Annotated in this window: 13 protein-coding genes; 8 read left to right on the top strand and 5 right to left on the bottom strand. The window is 70.1% G+C overall.

Translation table 11 applies throughout. The features are described from left to right. The first annotated feature begins 121 nt into the window (after positions 1-121). The 6 genes from C4B68_RS20350 (at position 122) to C4B68_RS20325 (ending at position 6,625) form a co-directional block, all read left to right on the top strand. Positions 122-964, top strand: coding sequence for a M24 family metallopeptidase (locus C4B68_RS20350; RefSeq protein WP_099501981.1), 843 nt, complete (start codon positions 122-124; stop codon positions 962-964). Further along, positions 961-2,715 (top strand): SDR family oxidoreductase, encoded by a 1,755-nt coding sequence (locus tag C4B68_RS20345; RefSeq protein WP_099501982.1) that lies wholly within the window; start codon positions 961-963, stop codon positions 2,713-2,715. The genes C4B68_RS20350 and C4B68_RS20345 overlap by 4 nt, the downstream gene beginning before the upstream one ends. A gap of 158 nt (positions 2,716-2,873) precedes the next feature. Beyond that, on the top strand, positions 2,874-3,857 hold the full coding sequence (locus tag C4B68_RS20340; RefSeq protein WP_099502149.1) for a MerR family transcriptional regulator: 984 nt from the start codon (positions 2,874-2,876) through the stop codon (positions 3,855-3,857). A 76-nt stretch (positions 3,858-3,933) separates the two neighbouring features. Continuing rightward, entirely contained in the window at positions 3,934-4,482 is a 549-nt protein-coding gene (locus C4B68_RS20335; RefSeq protein ID WP_099501983.1) for an RNA 2'-phosphotransferase, read from the top strand. Between the two features lie 114 nt (positions 4,483-4,596). Next, positions 4,597-5,499 (top strand): LLM class flavin-dependent oxidoreductase, encoded by a 903-nt coding sequence (locus C4B68_RS20330; RefSeq protein WP_099501984.1) that lies wholly within the window; start codon positions 4,597-4,599, stop codon positions 5,497-5,499. Between the two features lie 238 nt (positions 5,500-5,737). Beyond that, entirely contained in the window at positions 5,738-6,625 is an 888-nt protein-coding gene (locus C4B68_RS20325) for a Cof-type HAD-IIB family hydrolase (RefSeq protein ID WP_180289259.1), read from the top strand. A 113-nt stretch (positions 6,626-6,738) separates the two neighbouring features. On the opposite strand, the gene C4B68_RS20320 is transcribed toward C4B68_RS20325, so the two are convergent. The 5 genes from C4B68_RS20320 to hisC all read right to left on the bottom strand — a co-directional run bounded on the left by C4B68_RS20320 (position 6,739) and on the right by hisC (position 16,143). Further along, positions 6,739-8,478 carry a sensor histidine kinase gene (locus C4B68_RS20320; protein ID WP_099501986.1) on the bottom strand — a complete coding sequence of 580 codons (1,740 nt, stop codon included), beginning with the start codon at positions 8,476-8,478 and terminating at the stop codon, positions 6,739-6,741. 93 nt (positions 8,479-8,571) lie between these two features. Next, complete coding sequence (cydD, locus tag C4B68_RS20315) at positions 8,572-12,195, bottom strand: thiol reductant ABC exporter subunit CydD (RefSeq protein WP_099502150.1); 3,624 nt, start codon at positions 12,193-12,195, stop codon at positions 8,572-8,574. Between the two features lie 57 nt (positions 12,196-12,252). Continuing rightward, positions 12,253-13,272 carry a cytochrome d ubiquinol oxidase subunit II gene (cydB, locus tag C4B68_RS20310; protein WP_099501987.1) on the bottom strand — a complete coding sequence of 340 codons (1,020 nt, stop codon included), beginning with the start codon at positions 13,270-13,272 and terminating at the stop codon, positions 12,253-12,255. A gap of 20 nt (positions 13,273-13,292) precedes the next feature. Then, on the bottom strand, positions 13,293-14,801 hold the full coding sequence (locus tag C4B68_RS20305; RefSeq protein WP_099501988.1) for a cytochrome ubiquinol oxidase subunit I: 1,509 nt from the start codon (positions 14,799-14,801) through the stop codon (positions 13,293-13,295). Between the two features lie 262 nt (positions 14,802-15,063). Next, a complete protein-coding gene (gene hisC, locus C4B68_RS20300) occupies positions 15,064-16,143 on the bottom strand; it encodes a histidinol-phosphate transaminase (RefSeq protein WP_099501989.1) in 1,080 nt (359 codons plus the stop codon). A gap of 548 nt (positions 16,144-16,691) precedes the next feature. Between hisC and C4B68_RS20295 the strand changes: the two genes are divergently transcribed. Further along, positions 16,692-17,804: a LacI family DNA-binding transcriptional regulator gene (locus C4B68_RS20295; RefSeq protein WP_099501990.1), complete on the top strand. Its 1,113-nt coding sequence runs from the start codon at positions 16,692-16,694 to the stop codon at positions 17,802-17,804. 202 nt (positions 17,805-18,006) lie between these two features. After that, positions 18,007-19,110: a metallophosphoesterase gene (locus C4B68_RS20290; RefSeq protein WP_099501991.1), complete on the top strand. Its 1,104-nt coding sequence runs from the start codon at positions 18,007-18,009 to the stop codon at positions 19,108-19,110. The last annotated feature ends 160 nt before the right edge of the window (positions 19,111-19,270 follow it).

Raw genomic sequence — 19,270 nt, 5'->3', positions numbered from 1 at the left:
CGGGCCGGTTGTCCACAGGCGTCGCGCACGTCTATTGACGCAGCCTCTAACAACTGTCACATTCGCCAGTGTCAAGTTACGGACACGTACCGCAGTCAGAGTGGACAAGGTGGGCGGTGGCATGACGACGGCAGTGACAGGTGAACTCTCCGCGGAACTGCGGGGGTTCAGGGAGGTGCAGCGCCTCGCGTACGAGTGCGCGCAGGCCGTGGCCGCCCAGCTGAAGCCCGGCGTGACCGAGCGCGAGGCGGCCCGTATGCAGCGCGCGTGGCTGCGCGAGCGCGGGGTGCGGGACTGGTTCCACCTGCCCTTCGCCTGGTTCGGTGACCGCACGGCGTTCGTCAACTTCCGGATCCCTCTGCAGTTCTTCCCCACCAACCGCCGCCTGGAGCCGGGGATGCCGTTCATCCTCGACATGGCCCCGGTCTACAAGGGATACACAGCGGACATCGGCTACTCGGGCTCGCTCGGGCCGAACCTCGTGCAGGACAAGCTGCTCGCCGACCTGGAGGCGCACCGCGAGCTGATCCTGCGCGAGGTGCGCGAGCGGCGCCCGCTGCGCGAGATCTACGAGGACGTGGACCGGCTCATGGTCCGCCAGGGCTATGCCAACCGGCATCGCGCGTACCCCTTCGGCGTGATCGCGCACAAGGTGGACCGGGTCAAGGAACGCCCCTGGTATCCGTATCTGTTCGGGTTCGGCACACAGTCCCTGAAGGGCCTCGCGAGCGACGCGCTCCACGGGCACCGCGACGGCTGGTCGCCGCTGTGGTCGCCGTACAAGTTCTCCGACCACCCGCCCCAGCCGGGGCTGTGGGCGGTCGAACCCCACCTCGGCTTCCGGGGTACGGGCGCGAAGTTCGAGGAGATCCTGGTCGTCACCGACTCCAAGGATCCTGAGGCGAGCGCGTTCTGGCTGGACGACGATCTGCCGCATGTGCGGCGCTGGGCGGAGGACAAGTGAGTCTCGAAGGCGCGCGCGAGCGCTGGGTGCGGACGGGCGGAGTCGAGCTGTGCGTCGCCGAGCTGGGCGACGAGACACAGCCCACCGTCGTCCTCGTACACGGCTATCCGGACTCCAAGGAGGTGTGGTCCGAGGTCGCCGTGCGGCTCGCCGAGCACTTTCATGTGGTGCTGTACGACGTACGGGGACACGGCCGGTCGACGGCGCCGCAGCCGCTGCGCGGCGGGTTCACGCTGGAGAAGCTGACGGACGACTTCCTGGCCGTCGTGGACGCGGTCAGCCCCGACAAGCCGGTGCACCTGGTCGGGCACGACTGGGGTTCGGTGCAGTCGTGGGAGTTCGTCACCGTCCGGCGCACCGAGGGCCGGATCGCGTCCTTCACGTCGATGTCCGGGCCGTCGCTCGACCACTTCGGGCACTGGATCAAGCAGCGCGTGAAGCGGCCCACCCCCCGCAGGGTCGGTCAACTCCTGGGCCAGGGCGCCAAGTCCTGGTACGTGTACATGCTGCACACGCCCGTCCTGCCCGAACTGGCCTGGCGCGGACCCCTCGGCAAGCAGTGGCCGAAGATCCTCCAGCGGTTCGAGAAGGTCCCCTCGGACGGCTATCCGACCCGGTCGCTTCCTTCGGACGCGGCACACGGAGCCTGGCTGTACCGCGACAACGTACGGGCCCGGTTGACCAGGCCACGCACAGACGTGTACGCGCACGCGCCCGTGCAGCTCGTCACGCCCCTGGGCGACGCGTTCCTGTCGGAGAAGCTCTACGACGAACTGGAGCAGTGGGCTCCGCGGTTGGTACGCCGGACGCTCCCGGCCAAGCACTGGATTCCGCGCACGCGGCCCGACCAACTGGCCGCCTGGATCACCGAATTCGTGACAGCCAACGAAGGCGGACGGTCCGCTCCGGTCGCGAGCGGCCCGTACGCGGACCGGTTCGGCGGCCAGCTCGTGCTGGTCACCGGCGCGGGCAGCGGCATCGGGCGGGCCACCGCCTTCGCGTTCGCCGAGGCCGGCGCGCGCGTGGTGGCCGTCGACCGGGACGCCGAAAGCGCCGCCCGCACTGCGGAGATGGCCCGGCTGATCGGCTCCCCCGAGGCCTGGGCGGAGACGGTGGACGTCTCCGACGAACAGTCCATGGAGAAGCTCGCCGAGAAGGTCGCCACCGAGTACGGCGTGGTGGACGTGCTGGTGAACAACGCCGGGATCGGGCTGTCGGGATCCTTCTTCGACACGTCCACGGAGGACTGGAAGAAGGTCCTCGACGTCAACCTGTGGGGCGTGATCCACGGCTGCCGGCTCTTCGGGAAGCAGATGGCCGAGCGCGGCCAGGGCGGCCACATCGTCAACACCGCGTCGGCGGCGGCGTACCAGCCCTCGAAGGCACTGCCCGCCTACAGCACCTCCAAGGCGGCCGTCCTGATGCTCAGCGAGTGCCTGCGCGCCGAGCTGGCGGGCCAGGGCATCGGCGTCTCGGCGATCTGCCCCGGCTTCGTCAACACGAACATCACCTCGACCGCGCGCTTCGCCGGAGTCGACGCGATCGAGGAGAAGCGGCGCCAGAAGAAGTCGGCGCGCATGTACGGGCTGCGCAACTACCCGCCGGAGAAGGTGGCCGACGCGATCCTGCGCGCGGTCGTACGCAACCAGGCGGTCGTCCCCGTCACCCCGGAGGCACGCGGCGCGCACCTCATGTCCCGCTTCACGCCGAAGGCGCTGCGCGCGATCGCACGGCTGGAGCCGCCGCTGTGAGCGGGACTCCGGCCGACGGACGTCGGGCGGCGACCGCGTAGCGACATCCGCCGCAATGGGGGAGGGCAGGGGGCGTGAACGACGAGTCGGCCGGTGTCGCGTACGGGAATGAGGACCCGGCGCGGCACAGCGGCGCGGCGTACCTGGACGAGAACCCGGTGCACCACAGCGGCGCGGCGTACCGGATCGAGGATCTGGCGCACCACAGCGGCGCCACGGTCCGCACGATCCGCGCCTATCAGGACCGCGGGCTGCTCCCCCGCCCCGAGCGGCGCGGACGTGCCAACGTGTACGCGGACGTGCACCTGGCCCGGCTGCGGCAGATCGCCGAACTCCTCGACCGCGGTTACACGCTGGCCTCGATCAAGGAGCTCCTGGAGGCCTGGGACACGGGCCGGGGTCTCGGCGGGGTCCTCGGCCTGGTCGCGGAGGTCGACGGGCCGTGGACCGACGAGGAGGCGGGCCGGATCTCGCGGGCCGAGCTCGACGAGCGGTTCGGGGGCAGCCCGGACGCCGCGGCGGTGGCGGATGCCGTGGAGCTCGGCGTGCTGGAGCCAGTTCCCGGGGACGAGGACTCCTTCCTGGTCCCGAGTCCTCAAGAGCTGGCCGTGGCCGTCGAGTTGCACGCGGCGGGCGTTCCCCTGTCCGCGATCTCCAGCCATTTGCGGGAGTTGAGAGGCGAGGTGGAGAACATCGCCTCCCATTTCCTGGAGTTCACGACCGAGCACGTCTTCGCGCGCTATCTGGGGGAGCACCTGCCGAGCGACGCGGACGCGGCCGAGGCGGCCTCGCTCGTACGACGGCTGCGACCGCTCGCGCAGCAGACGGTGGACGCCGAACTGGCCCGCGCCATGCGGCTGTTCGCCACCCGGCATCTGCGTCAGCACCTCGGACAACGGCAGCCTCCGGAGCGCAGGGATGTACCCCATTCCGTGGAGATCCCCGCGGACACAATGCGGGCCGTACAGCGGTTGGTTGGCGCAGAGCAAGTGGCAGCGTTCGTCGCTTCGGCCACTGAACGGGAGGTGCAGGCCCGGACCTTGGATCGCCTCACCTCAAACTACGGAAGCAAGCCAATGTTGACGAACCATCCTAAATGGCCTGCGGGTTGTCCACAGAATCGCCAATTCCCCTGTGGATAACACCACTTGGTTGTGGATCAAACATCGGAACCAAAATCAAATGCGTGATCCGTCTCTCGCCAGGCACCCTGGAGCGATGGATGAAAGACGCACCGTGAAAGTGTCGAAGTACCTCTCGAAGCATCTACGGCACCAGCCCGAGCGGATCGGGCTCACGCTCGGCGAGGGCGGCTGGGTCGAGATCGAGACGCTGATGGCGGCGGCGGCCGCGCACGGCTTCCGGTTCACGCGCGAAGAGCTGGATCACGTGGTGGCCACGAACGACAAGCGGCGCTTCGCGATCGAGGGGACCCGGATCCGCGCCAGCCAGGGCCACTCCGTCGAGGTCGACCTCGGGCTGCCCCCGGCGACCCCGCCCGCGTACCTCTACCACGGGACCGTGGCCCGCAATCTGGACGCGATCCGCGCCGAGGGCCTGCACCCCATGGAGCGACACGACGTGCACCTCTCGCCGGACCGGGAGACCGCCACCCGCGTCGGCGCCCGCCGCGGCCGGCCGGTCGTGCTCTCCGTGGACGCCGCCGCCATGCACCGCGACGGCCATGTCTTCCGCGTCAGCGCGAACGGGGTCTGGCTCACCCAGGCCGTACCGCCGCAGTACCTGCAGTTTCCCGAGGCGCACTGAGGGGCCTGCCGAGGGGCACGCTGAGGGGCACGCTCGAAGCTGCACTCGGAGCCGCGCCCGGATCCTGCCGGGCGCTGGGCGCGACCACTTCGCGGTTCCGCTTACGCTCGATGCATGAGTCTGCGTCTGAGCACTGTGATCCTGCCGTACGTCCGCTGGCACGAGGGCGGGCGTTCCGCCTGGCAGCGAGCCGAGCAGCTCGGCTTCCACACCGCGTTCACGTACGACCATCTCTCGTGGCGAAGCTTCCGCGACGGCCCATGGTTCGGGGCCGTGCCGACGCTGACCGCCGCGGCCGCCGTCACCGACCGGATCCGCCTCGGCACGCTCGTGACCTCGCCGAACTTCCGGCACCCGGTGACCCTCGCCAAGGAACTGATCTCCCTCGACGACATCTCGAACGGCCGGATCACCCTCGGCATCGGCGCGGGCGGCACCGGCTTCGACGCCACGGCGCTCGGCCAGGACCCCTGGACCCCGCGCGAGCGGGCCAACCGCTTCGGCGAGTTCATCTCCCTGCTCGACCGGCTCCTCACCGAGGACTCCGTCTCGTACGGCGGCGACTACTACTCGGCGCACGAGGCGCGCAACATCCCGGGCTGTATCCAGCGCCCCCGGCTGCCCTTCGCGGTGGCCGCCACCGGCCCGCGCGGACTGAAGCTCGCCGCCCAGTACGGGCAGGCATGGGTGACGACCGGCGACCCGAAGCTGTACGAGACGGGCACCCCGCAGCAGTCGGTCCAGGCCCTTCGCGGGCAGGTCGACAAGCTGGCCGACGCCTGCGCCAGTATCGGCCGGGACATGGACGAGCTCGACAAGGTCCTGCTCACCGGCTTCACCCCGGACCGTGGCCGTCCGCTGGAGTCCCTCGACGCGTTCGTCGACTTCGCGGGCAGGCACGCGGAGCTGGGTTTCACGGACATCGTGATCCACTGGCCGATCCCCGACTCGGACTTCGCCGCCGACGAGAAGGTCTTCGAGCGGATCGCCATGGAGGCCTCGGCGCAGCTGCCGTAGGTGTCCCGGCACGGATGCCGCGGGTTCCTCGGCGCGGATGCCGTGGGTGTCGCGGCACGGAGGCCGCGGGTTCCCCCCGCGCGGATGCCGCGGGTGTCACGGCACGGAGGCCGTCGGTGGTCGGCATGGCCGTGGTGGATGTTCCAGCACGGCCGCCCCGAGTTCCACGCGGTGTAACGGCCCTGGTGAGAGCGGTAGCCACGCACCCGTGCGGACCGCCGCACGGCCGTGCGTGCATATGCGCGAGAATGGGCCCGTGACCTCAGCGACTCGACGGCCCGAGACCCCGGCCTCCACCGTTCCGCCCCGGCTGATCGCCACGGATCTCGACGGCACCCTGCTGCGCGACGACAAGTCGGTGTCGGAGCGCACGATCGCCGCCCTCGCCGCCGCCGAGCAGGCAGGCATCGAGGTCTTCTTCGTCACCGGCCGCCCGGCCCGCTGGATGGACGTCGTCAGCGAACATGTCCACGGACACGGCCTGGCGATCTGCGGCAACGGCGCCGCCGTGGTCGACCTGCACGGCGGCCCCGGCGCCCACCGCTTCGTCAAGATCCGCGAGTTTGCGCCCGGCATCGCGCTGGACGTCATCCAGCTGCTGCGCTCTGCCGCGCCCGGCACCGTGTGCGCCGTCGAGCGGACGTACGGACTGCACCTGGAACCGGAATACCCGTCGCTGCACATGGAGCCCCCGGAGACCATCGCGCCGGCCGAGAAGCTCCTCGCCGAGGACGCCCTGGACGCCGACCAGCCGGTGCTCAAGGTGCTCGCGTACCACCCCGAGATGGATCCGGACGGCTTCCTCACCGTTGCCCGCCTGGCCATCGGCGACCGGGCCAACGTGACCCGGTCAAGTCCCAGCGCCCTCCTCGAGATCAGCGGCCCCGGTGTCTCCAAGGCCAGCACCCTCGCGCTGTGCTGCGCCGAGCGGGGCATCTCCCACGAGGAGGTCGTCGCCTTCGGTGACATGCCGAACGACGTCGAGATGCTCACCTGGGCAGGCCAGTCGTACGCGATGGGCAACGCCCACCCCGAGGTGATCGCCGCGGCCTCCGGGCGCACGGTCGCCAACAACGAGGACGGGGTGGCGGTAGTGATCGAGCAGATGCTCGCGGAGCGGTTGTAGGACGGGGCAGGAAACGTTCCTGCGCCGACCGCTGCCGCGCGCCCTGGTCGACGCCGGCGGCGGCGAGGTGCGCGTAACGACTGCCGACCGCGCCCCGTGTCGGCCACGGGGCTCTAATGCAGCCCGACCCGCGGCACGTAGGGCGCCTGCCACACCACCGTCGTACCGCTCCCGTCCTCGCCGATCCCAGGCCCGTACCAACTGTCGCCGCCCAAGGACTCGGCGCGCCGCCTGAGGTTGCGCAGACCGCTGCGCCGGCCGCCGTCCGCGATGCCGACGCCGTCGTCGGCGACGGTGAGCCGTACGCCCTGCTGACCGTCCGGCAGCGGGACGGTCGCGTCGACGACGACATCAATGCGGGAGGCCCCTGAGTGTCGGAAGGCGTTGGAGAGGGCCTCGCGCAGGGCGGCGATGAGGTTCTTGGCGGTGAGTTCGCCGACCATCGTGTCGACGGGGCCGACGAAGCGGTGGCCCGGCTTGAAGCCGAGGGGCACGGCAGCCATGTTGATCTCGCGCAGCACGCGGGTGCGCAGCCCGGACGGCACTTCTGCGGGGCCTTGCTGGAGCGCGAAGACGGCGGTGCGGATCTCCTGGATGGTGACGTCGAGTTCATCGACCGCCTTGGCGACGCCCTCCCGCACCTCGGGCACGACCGACCGCCGCTGGGCGCTCTCCAGCATCATCCCCGTGGCGAACAGCCGCTGGATCACGAGGTCGTGCAGGTCACGGGCGATCCGGTCGCGGTCCTCGTACACCGCGAGCCGCTCCCGGTCGCGCTGGGCCTCGGCCATCATCAGCGCGAGCGCGGCCTGGGAGGCGAACTGCGCGGCGAGGGTCCGCTCGGCCTCCGTGAACGGGCGGCCGTCGCGGGCGCGCGGTGTGACGAGGGCCCCGAGCAACCGGTCGTCGCTCTGCAACGGCAACATCATCATCGGCCCGTAGTCGCGGGCGAGACCGGTGAGCATGCGCGGGTCGGTGGTGGCGTTCTCGACGAACACCGGCCTCCCGCCGAGGAGTTCGGCCACGAGCTCGCTCTCCGGCGGGATGACCACGCCGAGCGCCTTCGGCGGGCGCTCCGAGGCCACGGCGGCGATCTCCAGTCCGCCCTCCTCGGCGGGCAGCAGCACGATCCCGGCCGCCGAGCGGGAGAGTCGCCTGGCTTGTTCGGCGACGACCTGGAGGGCGTCCTCGGCGTCGCCGCCCGACAGCAGCGCCGTGGTGACGGCCACCGAGCCGTCGATCCAGTGCTCGCGCTGCTGGGCGGCCTCGTACAGTCGAGCGTTGCCGATGGCGATGCCCGCCTCCGTGGCCAGCACCCGGACCATGTTGAGGTCGTCGTCGTCGAACGGGCCGCCGCCGCGTTTCTCGGCCAGGTACAGATTCCCGAAGATCTCCCCCTGGACCCGGATCGGGACGCCGAGGAAGCTCCGCATCCGCGGATGGTGCTCCGGGAACCCGCACGAGCGCGGATCGTCCGTCACGTTCGCGAGCCGCACCGGCTCCGGATCGTGGATGAGCGACCCGAGCAGCCCTGTGTGCCCGTCGGGCAGCCGCCCGATCCGCCGCGCGGTCCCCTCGGCGGCCCCGTGGAAGATCAGGTCCGCGATTCCCTCCCCGTCCTCCGGCACGACCCCGATGGCCGCGTACCGCGCGCCCGTCAGCTCGGCCGCCGTCTCGCAGATCCGGTCCAGCGTGGAGTGCAGCTCCAGACCCGACCCGACCGACCGCATCGCCTGCAACAGCTGCGACACCCGCGCGGTCAGCTCCGTGGACAGCCCCTGCAGGCTCCGGGTCGCCCGAGCATCCGTGCCCGGGCGGCCTCCCGGGTCGGGCGAGGCGGGAACTCCTGACATGCCTTGAGCGTAGTTAGTCCGATTTGCGAGGGAAAGCCGGGTCCGCGCCGGGAAGCGCGCGGTGCTATGCCCTACGCCTCTCCCGCGAAACCCTCAGTGCGCCGCGCCGCCGTTCCCGGCACCGGCACCGGCCCCCGCCCTGGCTCCAGCGCCGGTCAGCAGATCCCCCGCCGCCTCCCGCTCCACCATGTCCCGCAGCGGCCCGTCGCCCGCCGCCAGCTCCGCGTACGGACCTCGCTGGATCACATGCCCCTCCGCGAGCACGAGCACCTCGTCCACCGCATCGAGCCCGGCCAGCCGGTGCGTGATCAGCAGCGTCGTACGGCCCTCGGTCACGGCCAGCAGATCGGCGGTGAGCGCGTCGGCCGTCGGCAGGTCGAGGTGTTCCGCGGGCTCGTCGAGGACGAGAACGGGGAAGTCGGCGAGCAGCACCCGGGCCAACGCGAGCCGCTGCCGCTGGCCGCCGGACAGCCGTGCCCCGTGCTCGCCGATCAGCGTGTCGAGCCCGTCGGGCAGTCCGTCCGCCCAGTCGAGGAGCCGGGCCCGCCGCAGCGCGTCGCGCAGCTCGGCCTCGGTCGCGTCCTTCCGGGCGAGCAGCAGGTTCTCGCGCACCGTGGTGTCGAAGAGGTGCGCGTCCTGGGCACACAGCCCGACCAGACGGCGTACGGCGTCCCCGTCCATCGCGTACGCGTCCACACCGCCCAGCGTGTACGTCCCCGAGCCCGGGTCCAGGAACCGCAGCAGCACCTGCGCGAGCGTGGTCTTGCCGGACCCGGAGGGGCCGACGACGGCGATCCTGCGCCCCTGCTCGAGGGTCAGGTCGAGCCCGGCGAGCGCGTCAACGTCCTGTCCGGCGTGCCGGGCCCGAAGCCCGCGCACGCACAGCGGGAACGCCGACGCGGGCGCCGGCTGCGGACGCTCCGGTTCGCGTACGGGGTCGGCGGCGTCCAGCACTTCGTACACGCGCTCCGCGCTCTTGCGCACCCTCTGCCGGTACTGAACGGCGAGCGGCAGCCCCAGGACGGCCTCGAGCGCGGCCAGCGGTGTGAGGACGACAACGGCCAGGGCCACACCGCTCAGTCGCCCGTCGGCGACCGCCTGCGCGCCCACGACCGCGGCCGCCGCGACGGTCAGCCCGGACGCGAGTGCCATGAGCCCGTCGCCCAGCGCGGTCGCGCTGGCGGCCCGGGAGGCAATGCGAGTGAGCACCGTGTCGGCCCGCCCTGCCTCTGCGGTCCGGGCGGGCAGCGCGCCCGCGACGGTCAGCTCGGCCGTTCCCGTGAGCAGATCGGTCACCCGTGTCGCGAGGACGCCGCGCGCGGGAGCCAGCCGCCGCTCGGCGCGGCGCGCCACGGCGCCGGTGACGAGCGGGACGCCGACCCCGGCCGCCAGCAGCCCTGCGGCGAGGACCGCACCGGCCTCCGGCAGCAGCCAGGCGGTGAAGCCGACGGACGCGGCGGACACCATAACCGCGGCTCCGGCGGGCAGCAGCCACCGCAGCCAGTAGTCCTGCAGCGCGTCCACGTCGGCGACGAGCCGCGACAGCAGATCGCCGCGCCGCGTCGTCCGCAGCTCCGCGGGCGCGAGCCGCTCGAGGCGCCGGTACACGGCGACCCTCGTGTCGGCCAGCATCCGCAGCACCACGTCGTGCGAGACGAGCCGCTCCGCGTACCGGAACACGGCCCGGCCGATTCCGAACGCCCGCGTGGCCGTCACGGCCACCATGAGATAGAGCACCGGCGGCTGCTGGGATGCCCGCGAGATGAGCCACCCGGAGGTGGCCATCAGCCCGACGGCACTCCCGAGCGCGAGACTGCCGAGGAGCAGAGCGAGCACGAGCGGCCCTCGCCGGGGTGCCGCCATGGCACGGACGCGGGCAAGCACACCGCCACGCTGACGCTGCTCCGGGCGGGGCTCTTCTCCGTCGGCCGCGCCCACGCCTTCGGGTGAGGCCTCGACCGTCCAGAGCGACTGCACACGGCCGGATTCCGCGGGGCCGATCGCCTCGACGGACGCCACGGATTCCACGGCGCCGAACGGCTCGACGTGCGCCGCGGGCTCCACGGCGCCGGATGCCTCGACGGACGCCACAGGCTCCAGTCGCACCACCCGGTCCGCCACGGCCAGCAGCGCCGGCCGGTGCACCACCAGCAGCACCGTCCGCCCCACGGCGAGCCGTCGCACCGCCTCCACGACTTCCGCCTCCGTTGCCCCGTCCAGCGAAGCCGTCGGCTCGTCGAGGAGCAGTACGGGCCGGTCCGCGAGGAAAGCCCGGGCGAGGGCGAGGCGCTGGCGCTGCCCGGCCGACAGCCCGGCGCCGTCCTCGCCGAGGACCGTGTCGACCCCGTCGGGGAGCGCGTCGAGAAAGCCCGCGGCACCAGCGTCGGCCAGCGCCCGCCGCAGCGCGGTGTCGTCCGCGTCGGGCCGCGCCAGCCGTACGTTCTCGGCGATGGACCCGGCGTACAGATGGGGCCGTTGCGGCACCCAGGCGACCCGCGAACGCCACTCGGCCAGATCGGCCTCGGCAAGATCGACGCCCCCGACCCGCACCCTGCCCTCGGTGGGCTCCACGAACCCCAGCAGGACGTTCAGCAGCGTCGACTTTCCCACGCCGCTCGGCCCGACGAGGGCCACCGTCTCACCGGGCTCGACCGTGAAGGAGACGTCCGAGACCGCGTCACTGGAGCGCTCCGGGTAGCGCACGGTCACGCCCTCGAAGCCGATCTCCCCCGTCGGGGCGTGCAGCGAGCCTGAGGCCGGGACCGGCGTCTCCAGCACCGAGAAGATCTCCTCGGCCGCCGCAACCCCTTCGGCGGCGGCGTGGTACTGCGCCCCCACCTGCCGCAGCGGCAGATATGCCTCGGGCGCGAGGACGAGGATGACGAGTCCCACGTACAGATCCATCTCGCCGTGCACGAGGCGCATCCCGATGGTCACCGCGACCAGCGCGACCGAGATGGTGGCGAGCAGTTCCAGCGCGAAGGACGACAGGAAGGCGATCCGCAGCGTCCGCATGGTCGCGTGCCGGTACTCGCCGGTGATCTTCCGGATCGACTCGGCCTGCGCCTTGGTCCGGCCGAACACCTTGAGTGTGGGCAGCCCCGCCACGACATCCAGGAAGTGGCCGGAAAGACGTGACAGCAGTTGCCACTGCCGGTCCATCTGGGACCGCGTGGCCCAGCCGATCAGCATCATGAAGACCGGGATCAGGGGCAGCGTGCCGACGATGATCGCCGCGGACACCCAGTCCTCGGTGACGATCCGTGCGAGGACGGCCACCGGAACCACCACCGCGAGCCCCAGCTGCGGCAGATAGCGCGAGAAGTAGTCGTCGAGCGCGTCGACGCCCCGCGTGGTGAGGGCGACCAGCGAGCCCGTCCGCTGCCCGCTCAGCCATCCGGGGCCGAGCAGGGCGGCCCGCTCCAGCAGCCGCCCCCGCAGCGCCGACTTCACCGCGGCGCTCGCCCGATGGGCCGCCAGCTCGGTGAGCCAGGAGACCAGCGCACGGCCGCCTGCCACGGCCACCAGCAGCATCAGGGGAGTGCGGAGTTCAGCGACCGACAGCCCGTGCTGGAACACTCCGACCACCACTTCGGCGATCAGCATCGCCTGGGCGATGACCAGCGCCGCTCCGACAGCACCCAGCCCGACGACCGCCACCAGAAAGAGCCGGGTGGCGCGGGCGTACCGGAGCAGACGCGGGTCGATCGGTTTCACGTGAAACACCCTCTTTTCATGGGGCACGTTTCACGTGAAACGTGCCCCAATGCGGACTCAGTGCGCGGTTCCGGCAGCCGTGTCGGCGGCGATGTGGTGTGTACCGATTCGCTTGCGGAACACCCAGTATGTCCACCCTTGGTACAGCAGGACGATCGGCATGGCGATACCAGCACCCCAAGTCATGATCTTCAGGGTGTAAGGGCTGGACGAGGCGTTGGTCACCGTGAGACTCCAGTCCTCGTTGAGCGAGGACGGCATGACGTTCGGGAAGAGCGCCAGGAAGAGCATCGCGACGGCAGCCACGATGGTGACGCCGGACAGCGCGAACGACCAGCCCTCACGACCAGCCTGATTCGCCGCCAGCGCCACGACCAGTGAGGCGACCGCCACGATCAGCGCGACCAGACTCTTGCCGTCACCGCTGTCGACCTGAGTCCAGAGCAGGAAGATCAGCGCCAGCACGGCCGCTACCAGGCCGACTCGCAGCGCAAGCGTCCGCGCCCGGGTCCGGATGTCCCCGACGGTCTTGAGTGCCGTGAACACCGCGCCGTGGAAGGTGAACAGCGTCAGAGTCACCAGGCCGCCAAGGAGCGCGTACGGATTGAGCAGATCCCAGAGGTTGCCGACGTACTCGAGGTTCCGGTCGATCTTGACGCCGCGCACGATGTTGCCGAAGCCCACGCCCCACAGGAACGCCGGGATCAGCGAGGCCCAGAAGATCGCGGTCTCCCAGTTGCGCTGCCAGTGCTCCTCGGGCCGCTTCGCCCGGTATTCGAAGGCGACACCGCGCACGATCAGGCAGACCAGGATGATCAGCATCGGCAGATAGAAACCGGAGAGGAGCGTGGCGTACCACTCGGGGAAGGAGGCGAAGGTCGCGCCGGCCGCGCTGAGCAGCCACACTTCGTTGCCGTCCCAGACGGGACCGATCGTGTTGATCAGTACCCGCTTCTCGGTGCGGTCGCGGGCCAGCAGCTTGGTGAGGACACCGACCCCGAAGTCGAAGCCCTCCAAGAAGAAGTAGCCGATCCAGAGGACCGCGATGAGTACGAACCAGACGTCGTGAAGTTCCATGACTCAGCAGCTCCCTGGGCCTAGTAGGAGAAGGCCATCGGCTTGTCGGCGTCACGGGAGTCGCCGCCGATCCTGGTGGGCGGGTTGAGGTCGGCCTCGGTGAGCTCGGGGGGTCCGGCCTTGACGTACTTCACGAGCAGCTTGACCTCGATGACGGCGAGGATCGCGTAGAGCGTCGTGAAGACGATCATCGAGGTGAGGACCTCCCCCTGCGAGACACCGGGGGAGACCGCGTCGCGGGTCTGGAACAGGCCGTAGACGACCCACGGCTGACGGCCCATCTCGGTGAAGATCCAGCCCCAGGAGTTGGCGATCAGCGGGAAGCCCAGGGTCAGGATCGCGATGCGCCAGTACCACTGGGTAAGCGTCGGGCCGAGCGCCTTGCTCCTGAACAGGACGAGATGCGGCACCTCGTCGTCACCGACCCTCAAGTGCTGCGGCAGCATGAACTTCTTGCGCGTCAGCCAGAGTCCGACCAGTCCGATGGTGAAGGACGCCATGCCGAAGCCGATCATCCAGCGGAAGCCCCAGTAGGCGACGGGGATGTTGGGCCGGTAGTCGCCGGGCCCGAACTGCTCCTGCTCGGCCTTGTTCACGTCGTTGATGCCAGGGACGTGCGAGCTGAAGTCGTTGTTGGCCAGGAAGGACAGCAGGCCGGGAATCTCCATGGCGACCTTGTTGTGGCCGGCGTCGACGTCCCCGTAGGCGAAGACCGAGAAGGGCGCGGGAGCCTCACCTTCCCAAAGGGCCTCGGCCGCCGCCATCTTCATCGGCTGCTGCTTGTACATGACCTTGCCGAGGAAGTCGCCGCTGACCGCGGTGAGCAGTCCGCCAATGATGACGGTGATCAGGCCGAGCCGCAGCGAGGTCTTCATCACGGGGATGTGCTTCTTGCGGGCCAGATGGAAGGCGGCTATGCCGACCATGAAGGCGCCGCCCGTGAGGAAGGCCGCGGAAAAGGAGTGGAAGACCTGGGTGAGGGCGGTGTCCTGGGTCAGGACGCGCCAGAAGTCGGTGAGTTCGGCACGCCCCTTCGCCTCGTTGATCCTGTAGCCGACGGGGTGCTGCATCCAGGAATTGGCCGCAAGGATGAAGTACGCCGACAGGATCGTGCCGATGGAGACCATCCATATGCAGGCCAGATGGATCTTCTTGGGGAGCTTGTCCCAGCCGAAGATCCACAGGCCGATGAAGGTCGACTCGAAGAAGAAGGCGATCAGGGACTCGAAGGCGAGCGGGGCGCCGAAGACGTCACCGACGAAGCGTGAGTAGTCGGACCAGTTCATGCCGAACTGGAACTCCTGCACGATGCCTGTGACGACACCCATGGCTATGTTGATCAGGAAGAGCTTGCCCCAGAACTTGGTCGCCCTGAGGTACTTCTCCTTCTCCGTGCGCACCCAGGCCGTCTGCAGGCCGGCGGTAAGCGCGGCGAGCGAGATCGTCAGAGGGACGAAGAGGAAGTGGTAGACGGTGGTGATGCCGAACTGCCATCGCGCCAGAGTCTCCGGCGCCAAAGCCAATTCCACGTCGTCACTCTCCTTACGCCGCCGTGGCGCGGCGGCAGTTTGCCCCCTTTGTCACGCACATACCGGGAGGAATCAGGGGCGCTTGTGAACGCGTTCACATTCACAAGCAATTATGACGCATGGCCGTTCGACGGTTGACGGGAGGGGGGTACCCCAAGCATGGACAGGCCGACCCCGGTTGCCTTTCGGGCCGACGGCGGCCCCCTCGCGCACACTCGCCACCGTGCGCGAGGGGTCTCCTACGCGGAGAACTCCTGAGGGGCTAGAGCTCCTTGAGGAACCCGTCCGTCGCCTTCAGGAAGATGTCGTTCGCCTCGCACTCGCCGATCGTCACGCGAACCCCCTCGCCGGCGAAGGGCCGCACGACGATCCCGGCCTGCTCGCAGTGGGCGGCGAAGTCGAGCGTGCGCTCCCCCAGCCTCAGCCAGACGAAGTTGGCCTGCGTCTCGGGCACGGTCCAGCCCTGACCGCGCAGTGCCTCGACCACGCGCTGCCGCTCACACACCAGCGAGCCGACCCGGCCGATCAGTTCGTCCTCGGCGCGCAGGCTCGCCACGGCGGCGTCCTGAGCCAGCTGGCTCACGCCGAAGGGCACCGCCGTCTTGCGCAGCGCCGCGGCGACCGGCTCATGAGCGATCGCGAAGCCGACCCGGAGGCCGGCGAGCCCGTACGCCTTGGAGAAGGTGCGCAGCACACAGACGTTGGGCCGGTCGCGGTAGATCGCGACGCCGTCCGGCACCTCGACGTCGCGGATGAACTCGCGGTACGCCTCGTCCAGCACGACCAGCACATCACTGGGCACCCGGTCGAGGAACCGCTCCAGCTCGGCACGTCGCACCACGGTGCCGGTCGGGTTGTTGGGGTTGCAGACGAAGATCAGCCGCGTCCGGTCGGTGATCGCGTCCGCCATGGCGTCCAGGTCGTGCACCTCGCCCGGCGTCAGCGGCACCTTCACCGAGGTCGCCCCGCTGATCTGCGTGATGATCGGGTACGCCTCGAAGGACCGCCAGGCGTAGATGACCTCGTCACCGGGCCCGCTGGTGGCCTGTAGCAGCTGCTGCGCGACACCGACCGAGCCGGTGCCCGTGGCCAGGTGCGACAGGGGGACCCCGAAACGGTCCGACAGCTCGCTCATCAGCCCGCTGCACGCCATGTCCGGGTAGCGGTTGAAGGACCCGGCCGCGGCGGTCACGCTCTCCATCACGCCGGGCAGCGGCGGATACGGGTTCTCGTTGGAGGACAGCTTGTACGCCACCGGACCGCCGGCCGCAGCGGGCTTGCCGGGCTTGTAGGTGGGGATACCCGCCAACTCGGCACGCAGCTTGGGGCTCGTCTCGCTCACCGCAGTCCTCCTCGCGACCACCAGCGGCTCATGACCGCCATCGGCTACCAATGCTTCTCACCTTATGAGGATTCGCCGCCGGTGCGAATGGGCTGTGGACAACCGAACGGCACGCGGCCCGCGGTTTCGCGATCATCTCTGTGGGGCGTATCAGCCACCCTCGTACGCCGTGGTGGCCGTCCTCCTGGGAACACGTACGCATCGTGCGACCCAGGGGCCGTCCTCGTACGAACGCGTACGCATCGCACGGCGCGGGGTCCGTCCTCGTACGAACGCGTACGAAATGGGGGGCGCGCCACCCAGTGGCGCATGCGCCGGTGGCTCACGCCGTAGCGCGCATCCCCCGTGAAGGTGAGTTGAGACCTCTTCGAAACATGACCCACTTGGCAGGCCCATGCGTGCCGACAAGTCACGTACTGCCATTGGATCGCTCAACTGCCTTTGTTTCCAAGGATGTTGATCCATTTAGACCATGCAGAAACGTGCCTGTCAACGAGTGCATATGCGTCCGCACTACCCCACCGCATGAGCCCTACTATCGGCTCGCCATGACAGCAGCAGGGAAGCACCAGGTGAGCCGGGCAGAGACCTCCCGCCGAGGCGGTCGACCGGGCCGGGCGGGCATCAGAGACGTGGCCGCGGCCGCAGGGGTCTCCATCACGACTGTGTCCGATGCCCTCAACGGCAAGGGCCGGCTCCCGGACGCCACCCGACGCCACGTCCGCGAGGTCGCCGACCGGCTGGGCTACCGCCCGTCGGCCGCGGCCCGAACCCTTCGTACCGGCAAGTCAGGACTCATCGGCCTGACCGTGACGACGTACGGGGATGAACCTTTCACCTTCACGGAGTTCGCGTACTTCGCGGAGATGGCCAGAGCCGCCACCTCGGCCGCGCTCGCCCGGGGCTACGCCCTGGTCATCCTCCCCGCGACCTCGCGCCACGACGTGTGGTCGAACGTCGCCCTGGACGGAACCGTGGTCATCGACCCGTCCGACCAGGACCCGGTGGTCAGCGAACTGGTCCGGCAGGGCTTACCGGTCGTCTCCGACGGCCGCCCGGCCGGCGCGCTCCCGGTCACCGCCTGGGTGGACAACGACCACGAGGCCGCGGTCCTGGGCATCCTCGACCACCTGGCCGACGCCGGCGCCCGCAGGATCGGCCTTCTCACCGGCACCACCACGGACACGTACACCCATCTCTCCACCACCGCATACCTGCGCTGGTGCGAGCGTGTGAGCCAGGATCCAGTGTACGAGGCCTACCCGGCGCACGATCCGTGCGCGGGAGCCGTCGCCGCCGACCGGCTGCTCGCCCGGCCCGACCGCCCCGACGCCGTCTACGGCCTCTTCGACCCGAACGGCACCGACCTGCTGGCCGCGGCCCGCCGCTACGGCCTGCGCGTACCGGACGACCTGCTGCTGGTCTGTTGCAGCGAGTCCACCGTCTACGCCAACACCGAGCCGCCCATCACGACACTCTCCCTCAAACCGCGCCGGATCGGCACAGCCGTCGTCCAGCTCCTCATCGACGCCATCGAAGGGGTCGAATCGGACCAACCGGTCGAGCAGGTGATACCGACGGAACTGATCGTGCGGACGTCCTCCGAACGCCGTTCGCCCCGTACGACGGTCAGTCCGCCCCGATCACCCGAGGAGGGTTGACGCCCGGTGTCGGAAGGGCGGGGAAAGCCCCGCCCAATTCGGGCGAAAACCGCGGTGAACTGGGCTCCTCCTCCGATTCACCACCCCTGGGTCATCACATGGCGCGATCCGCATTCCTATGATGGGCGGACGACACCGCGGGCCGCTGCGACCAGGCAGTCCGATCCGGTGCAGATGCGGCGCGATGGTGGTGGAGGGGTCGATGACTCAGGGGGCCGGTCAGGGACCCGAGGTGATGCGGACGGCGACGTTGCGCGACTTCCGGGTGCCCGCGTACGTCCACGAGACCGGCCCGTATGCGCCGAGCACGCCCCCCGGTGAGCGCGCAAGACCCGCCGAGAAGCCCGCGGAACACCCGTCGCCGCCCGCGGACTACAGCGCGGAGTACACGCCCACACAACGCGATCTGCCCGTCATCAACCGGGGTGACACCCTTCAGGTCGCCGTCGACCCCGCCGCCGTGGCCGCCCCGGCGCCCGCCGACGGGCCGGGGCCCCTCTACGTCGTCGGCGACGTGCACGGCTATCTCGACCAGCTGGTCGCCGCGCTCCAGGAACAGGGCCTCATCGACGCCGCGGGCAACTGGTCCGCCGGGACCGCGCGCCTGTGGTTCCTCGGCGACTTCACCGACCGCGGCCCGGACGGCATCGGTGTGATCGACCTCGTGATGCGGCTGTCCGCCGAGGCGGCCGCGGCCGGCGGCTACTGCAAGGCGCTCATGGGCAACCACGAGCTGCTGCTGCTCGGCGCCAAGCGGTTCGGCGACACCCCCGTCAACTCCGGGGCGGGCACCGCCACCTTCCAGGCCGCCTGGCTGCTCAACGGCGGCCAGAAGACCGACATGGACCGCCTCCAGGACCACCATCTGCAGTGGATGGCCCGCCTCGACGCCATGGAGCAGGTCGACGGACACCTCCTGGTGCACTCCGACACCACCGCCTACCTCGACTACGGCGACTCCATCGAAGCGGTCAACGACACCGTCCGCGAAACCCTCACACGCAATGACGCGGACGAGTGCTGGGACGTCTTCCGCAAGTTCACCAAGCGCTTCGCCTTCCGCGACGACGGCGGCGCCGAGGCCGTACGCGAACTGCTGAGCACCTACGGCGGCACACGCATCGTCCATGGCCACAGCCCCATCCCGTACCTCCTGGGCGAGGTCGGCTCGGAGGACGGCGAGGGCGGCTCGGGCCCCGTGGTCGAGCGGCCGCATCTGTACGCCGACGGGCTGGCCATCGCGATGGACGGCGGCGTGACCATGGCCGGAAAGCTGCTGGTCCAGCAACTGCCCCTGGATAGCTGAGCGTTCACCGGGCAGGCGTCCCCCACGGAGGACTGCGTCGGCCAGGGGGCAATTCTGGAAACCCCCTGTCACGGCGTGCCGTCACCGCTCTACCATCGGCTTATCCGTAGCAGGCTCCCCTCCGTTTCTGCCCGACGGCTCGTCAGCGTGCGAGCCACCA

It is taken from the genome of Streptomyces dengpaensis (assembly GCF_002946835.1).
GTDB classification, from domain to species: Bacteria; Actinomycetota; Actinomycetes; order Streptomycetales; family Streptomycetaceae; genus Streptomyces; species Streptomyces dengpaensis.
This window is presented reverse-complemented; position numbering and strand designations above follow the sequence as displayed.

Excerpts from the sequence above, each read along its gene's own strand:
- C4B68_RS20320 (WP_099501986.1), bottom strand. The coding sequence starts at position 8,478 with ATGTCAGGAGTTCCCGCCTCGCCCGACCCGGGAGGCCGCCCGGGCACG.
- C4B68_RS20295 (WP_099501990.1), top strand. The coding sequence starts at position 16,692 with ATGACAGCAGCAGGGAAGCACCAGGTGAGCCGGGCAGAGACCTCCCGC.
- C4B68_RS20330 (WP_099501984.1), top strand. The coding sequence starts at position 4,597 with ATGAGTCTGCGTCTGAGCACTGTGATCCTGCCGTACGTCCGCTGGCAC.
- C4B68_RS20335 (WP_099501983.1), top strand. The coding sequence starts at position 3,934 with ATGGATGAAAGACGCACCGTGAAAGTGTCGAAGTACCTCTCGAAGCAT.
- C4B68_RS20350 (WP_099501981.1), top strand. The coding sequence starts at position 122 with ATGACGACGGCAGTGACAGGTGAACTCTCCGCGGAACTGCGGGGGTTC.
- C4B68_RS20325 (WP_180289259.1), top strand. The coding sequence starts at position 5,738 with ATGCGCGAGAATGGGCCCGTGACCTCAGCGACTCGACGGCCCGAGACC.
- C4B68_RS20290 (WP_099501991.1), top strand. The coding sequence starts at position 18,007 with ATGACTCAGGGGGCCGGTCAGGGACCCGAGGTGATGCGGACGGCGACG.
- cydB (WP_099501987.1), bottom strand. The coding sequence starts at position 13,272 with ATGGAACTTCACGACGTCTGGTTCGTACTCATCGCGGTCCTCTGGATC.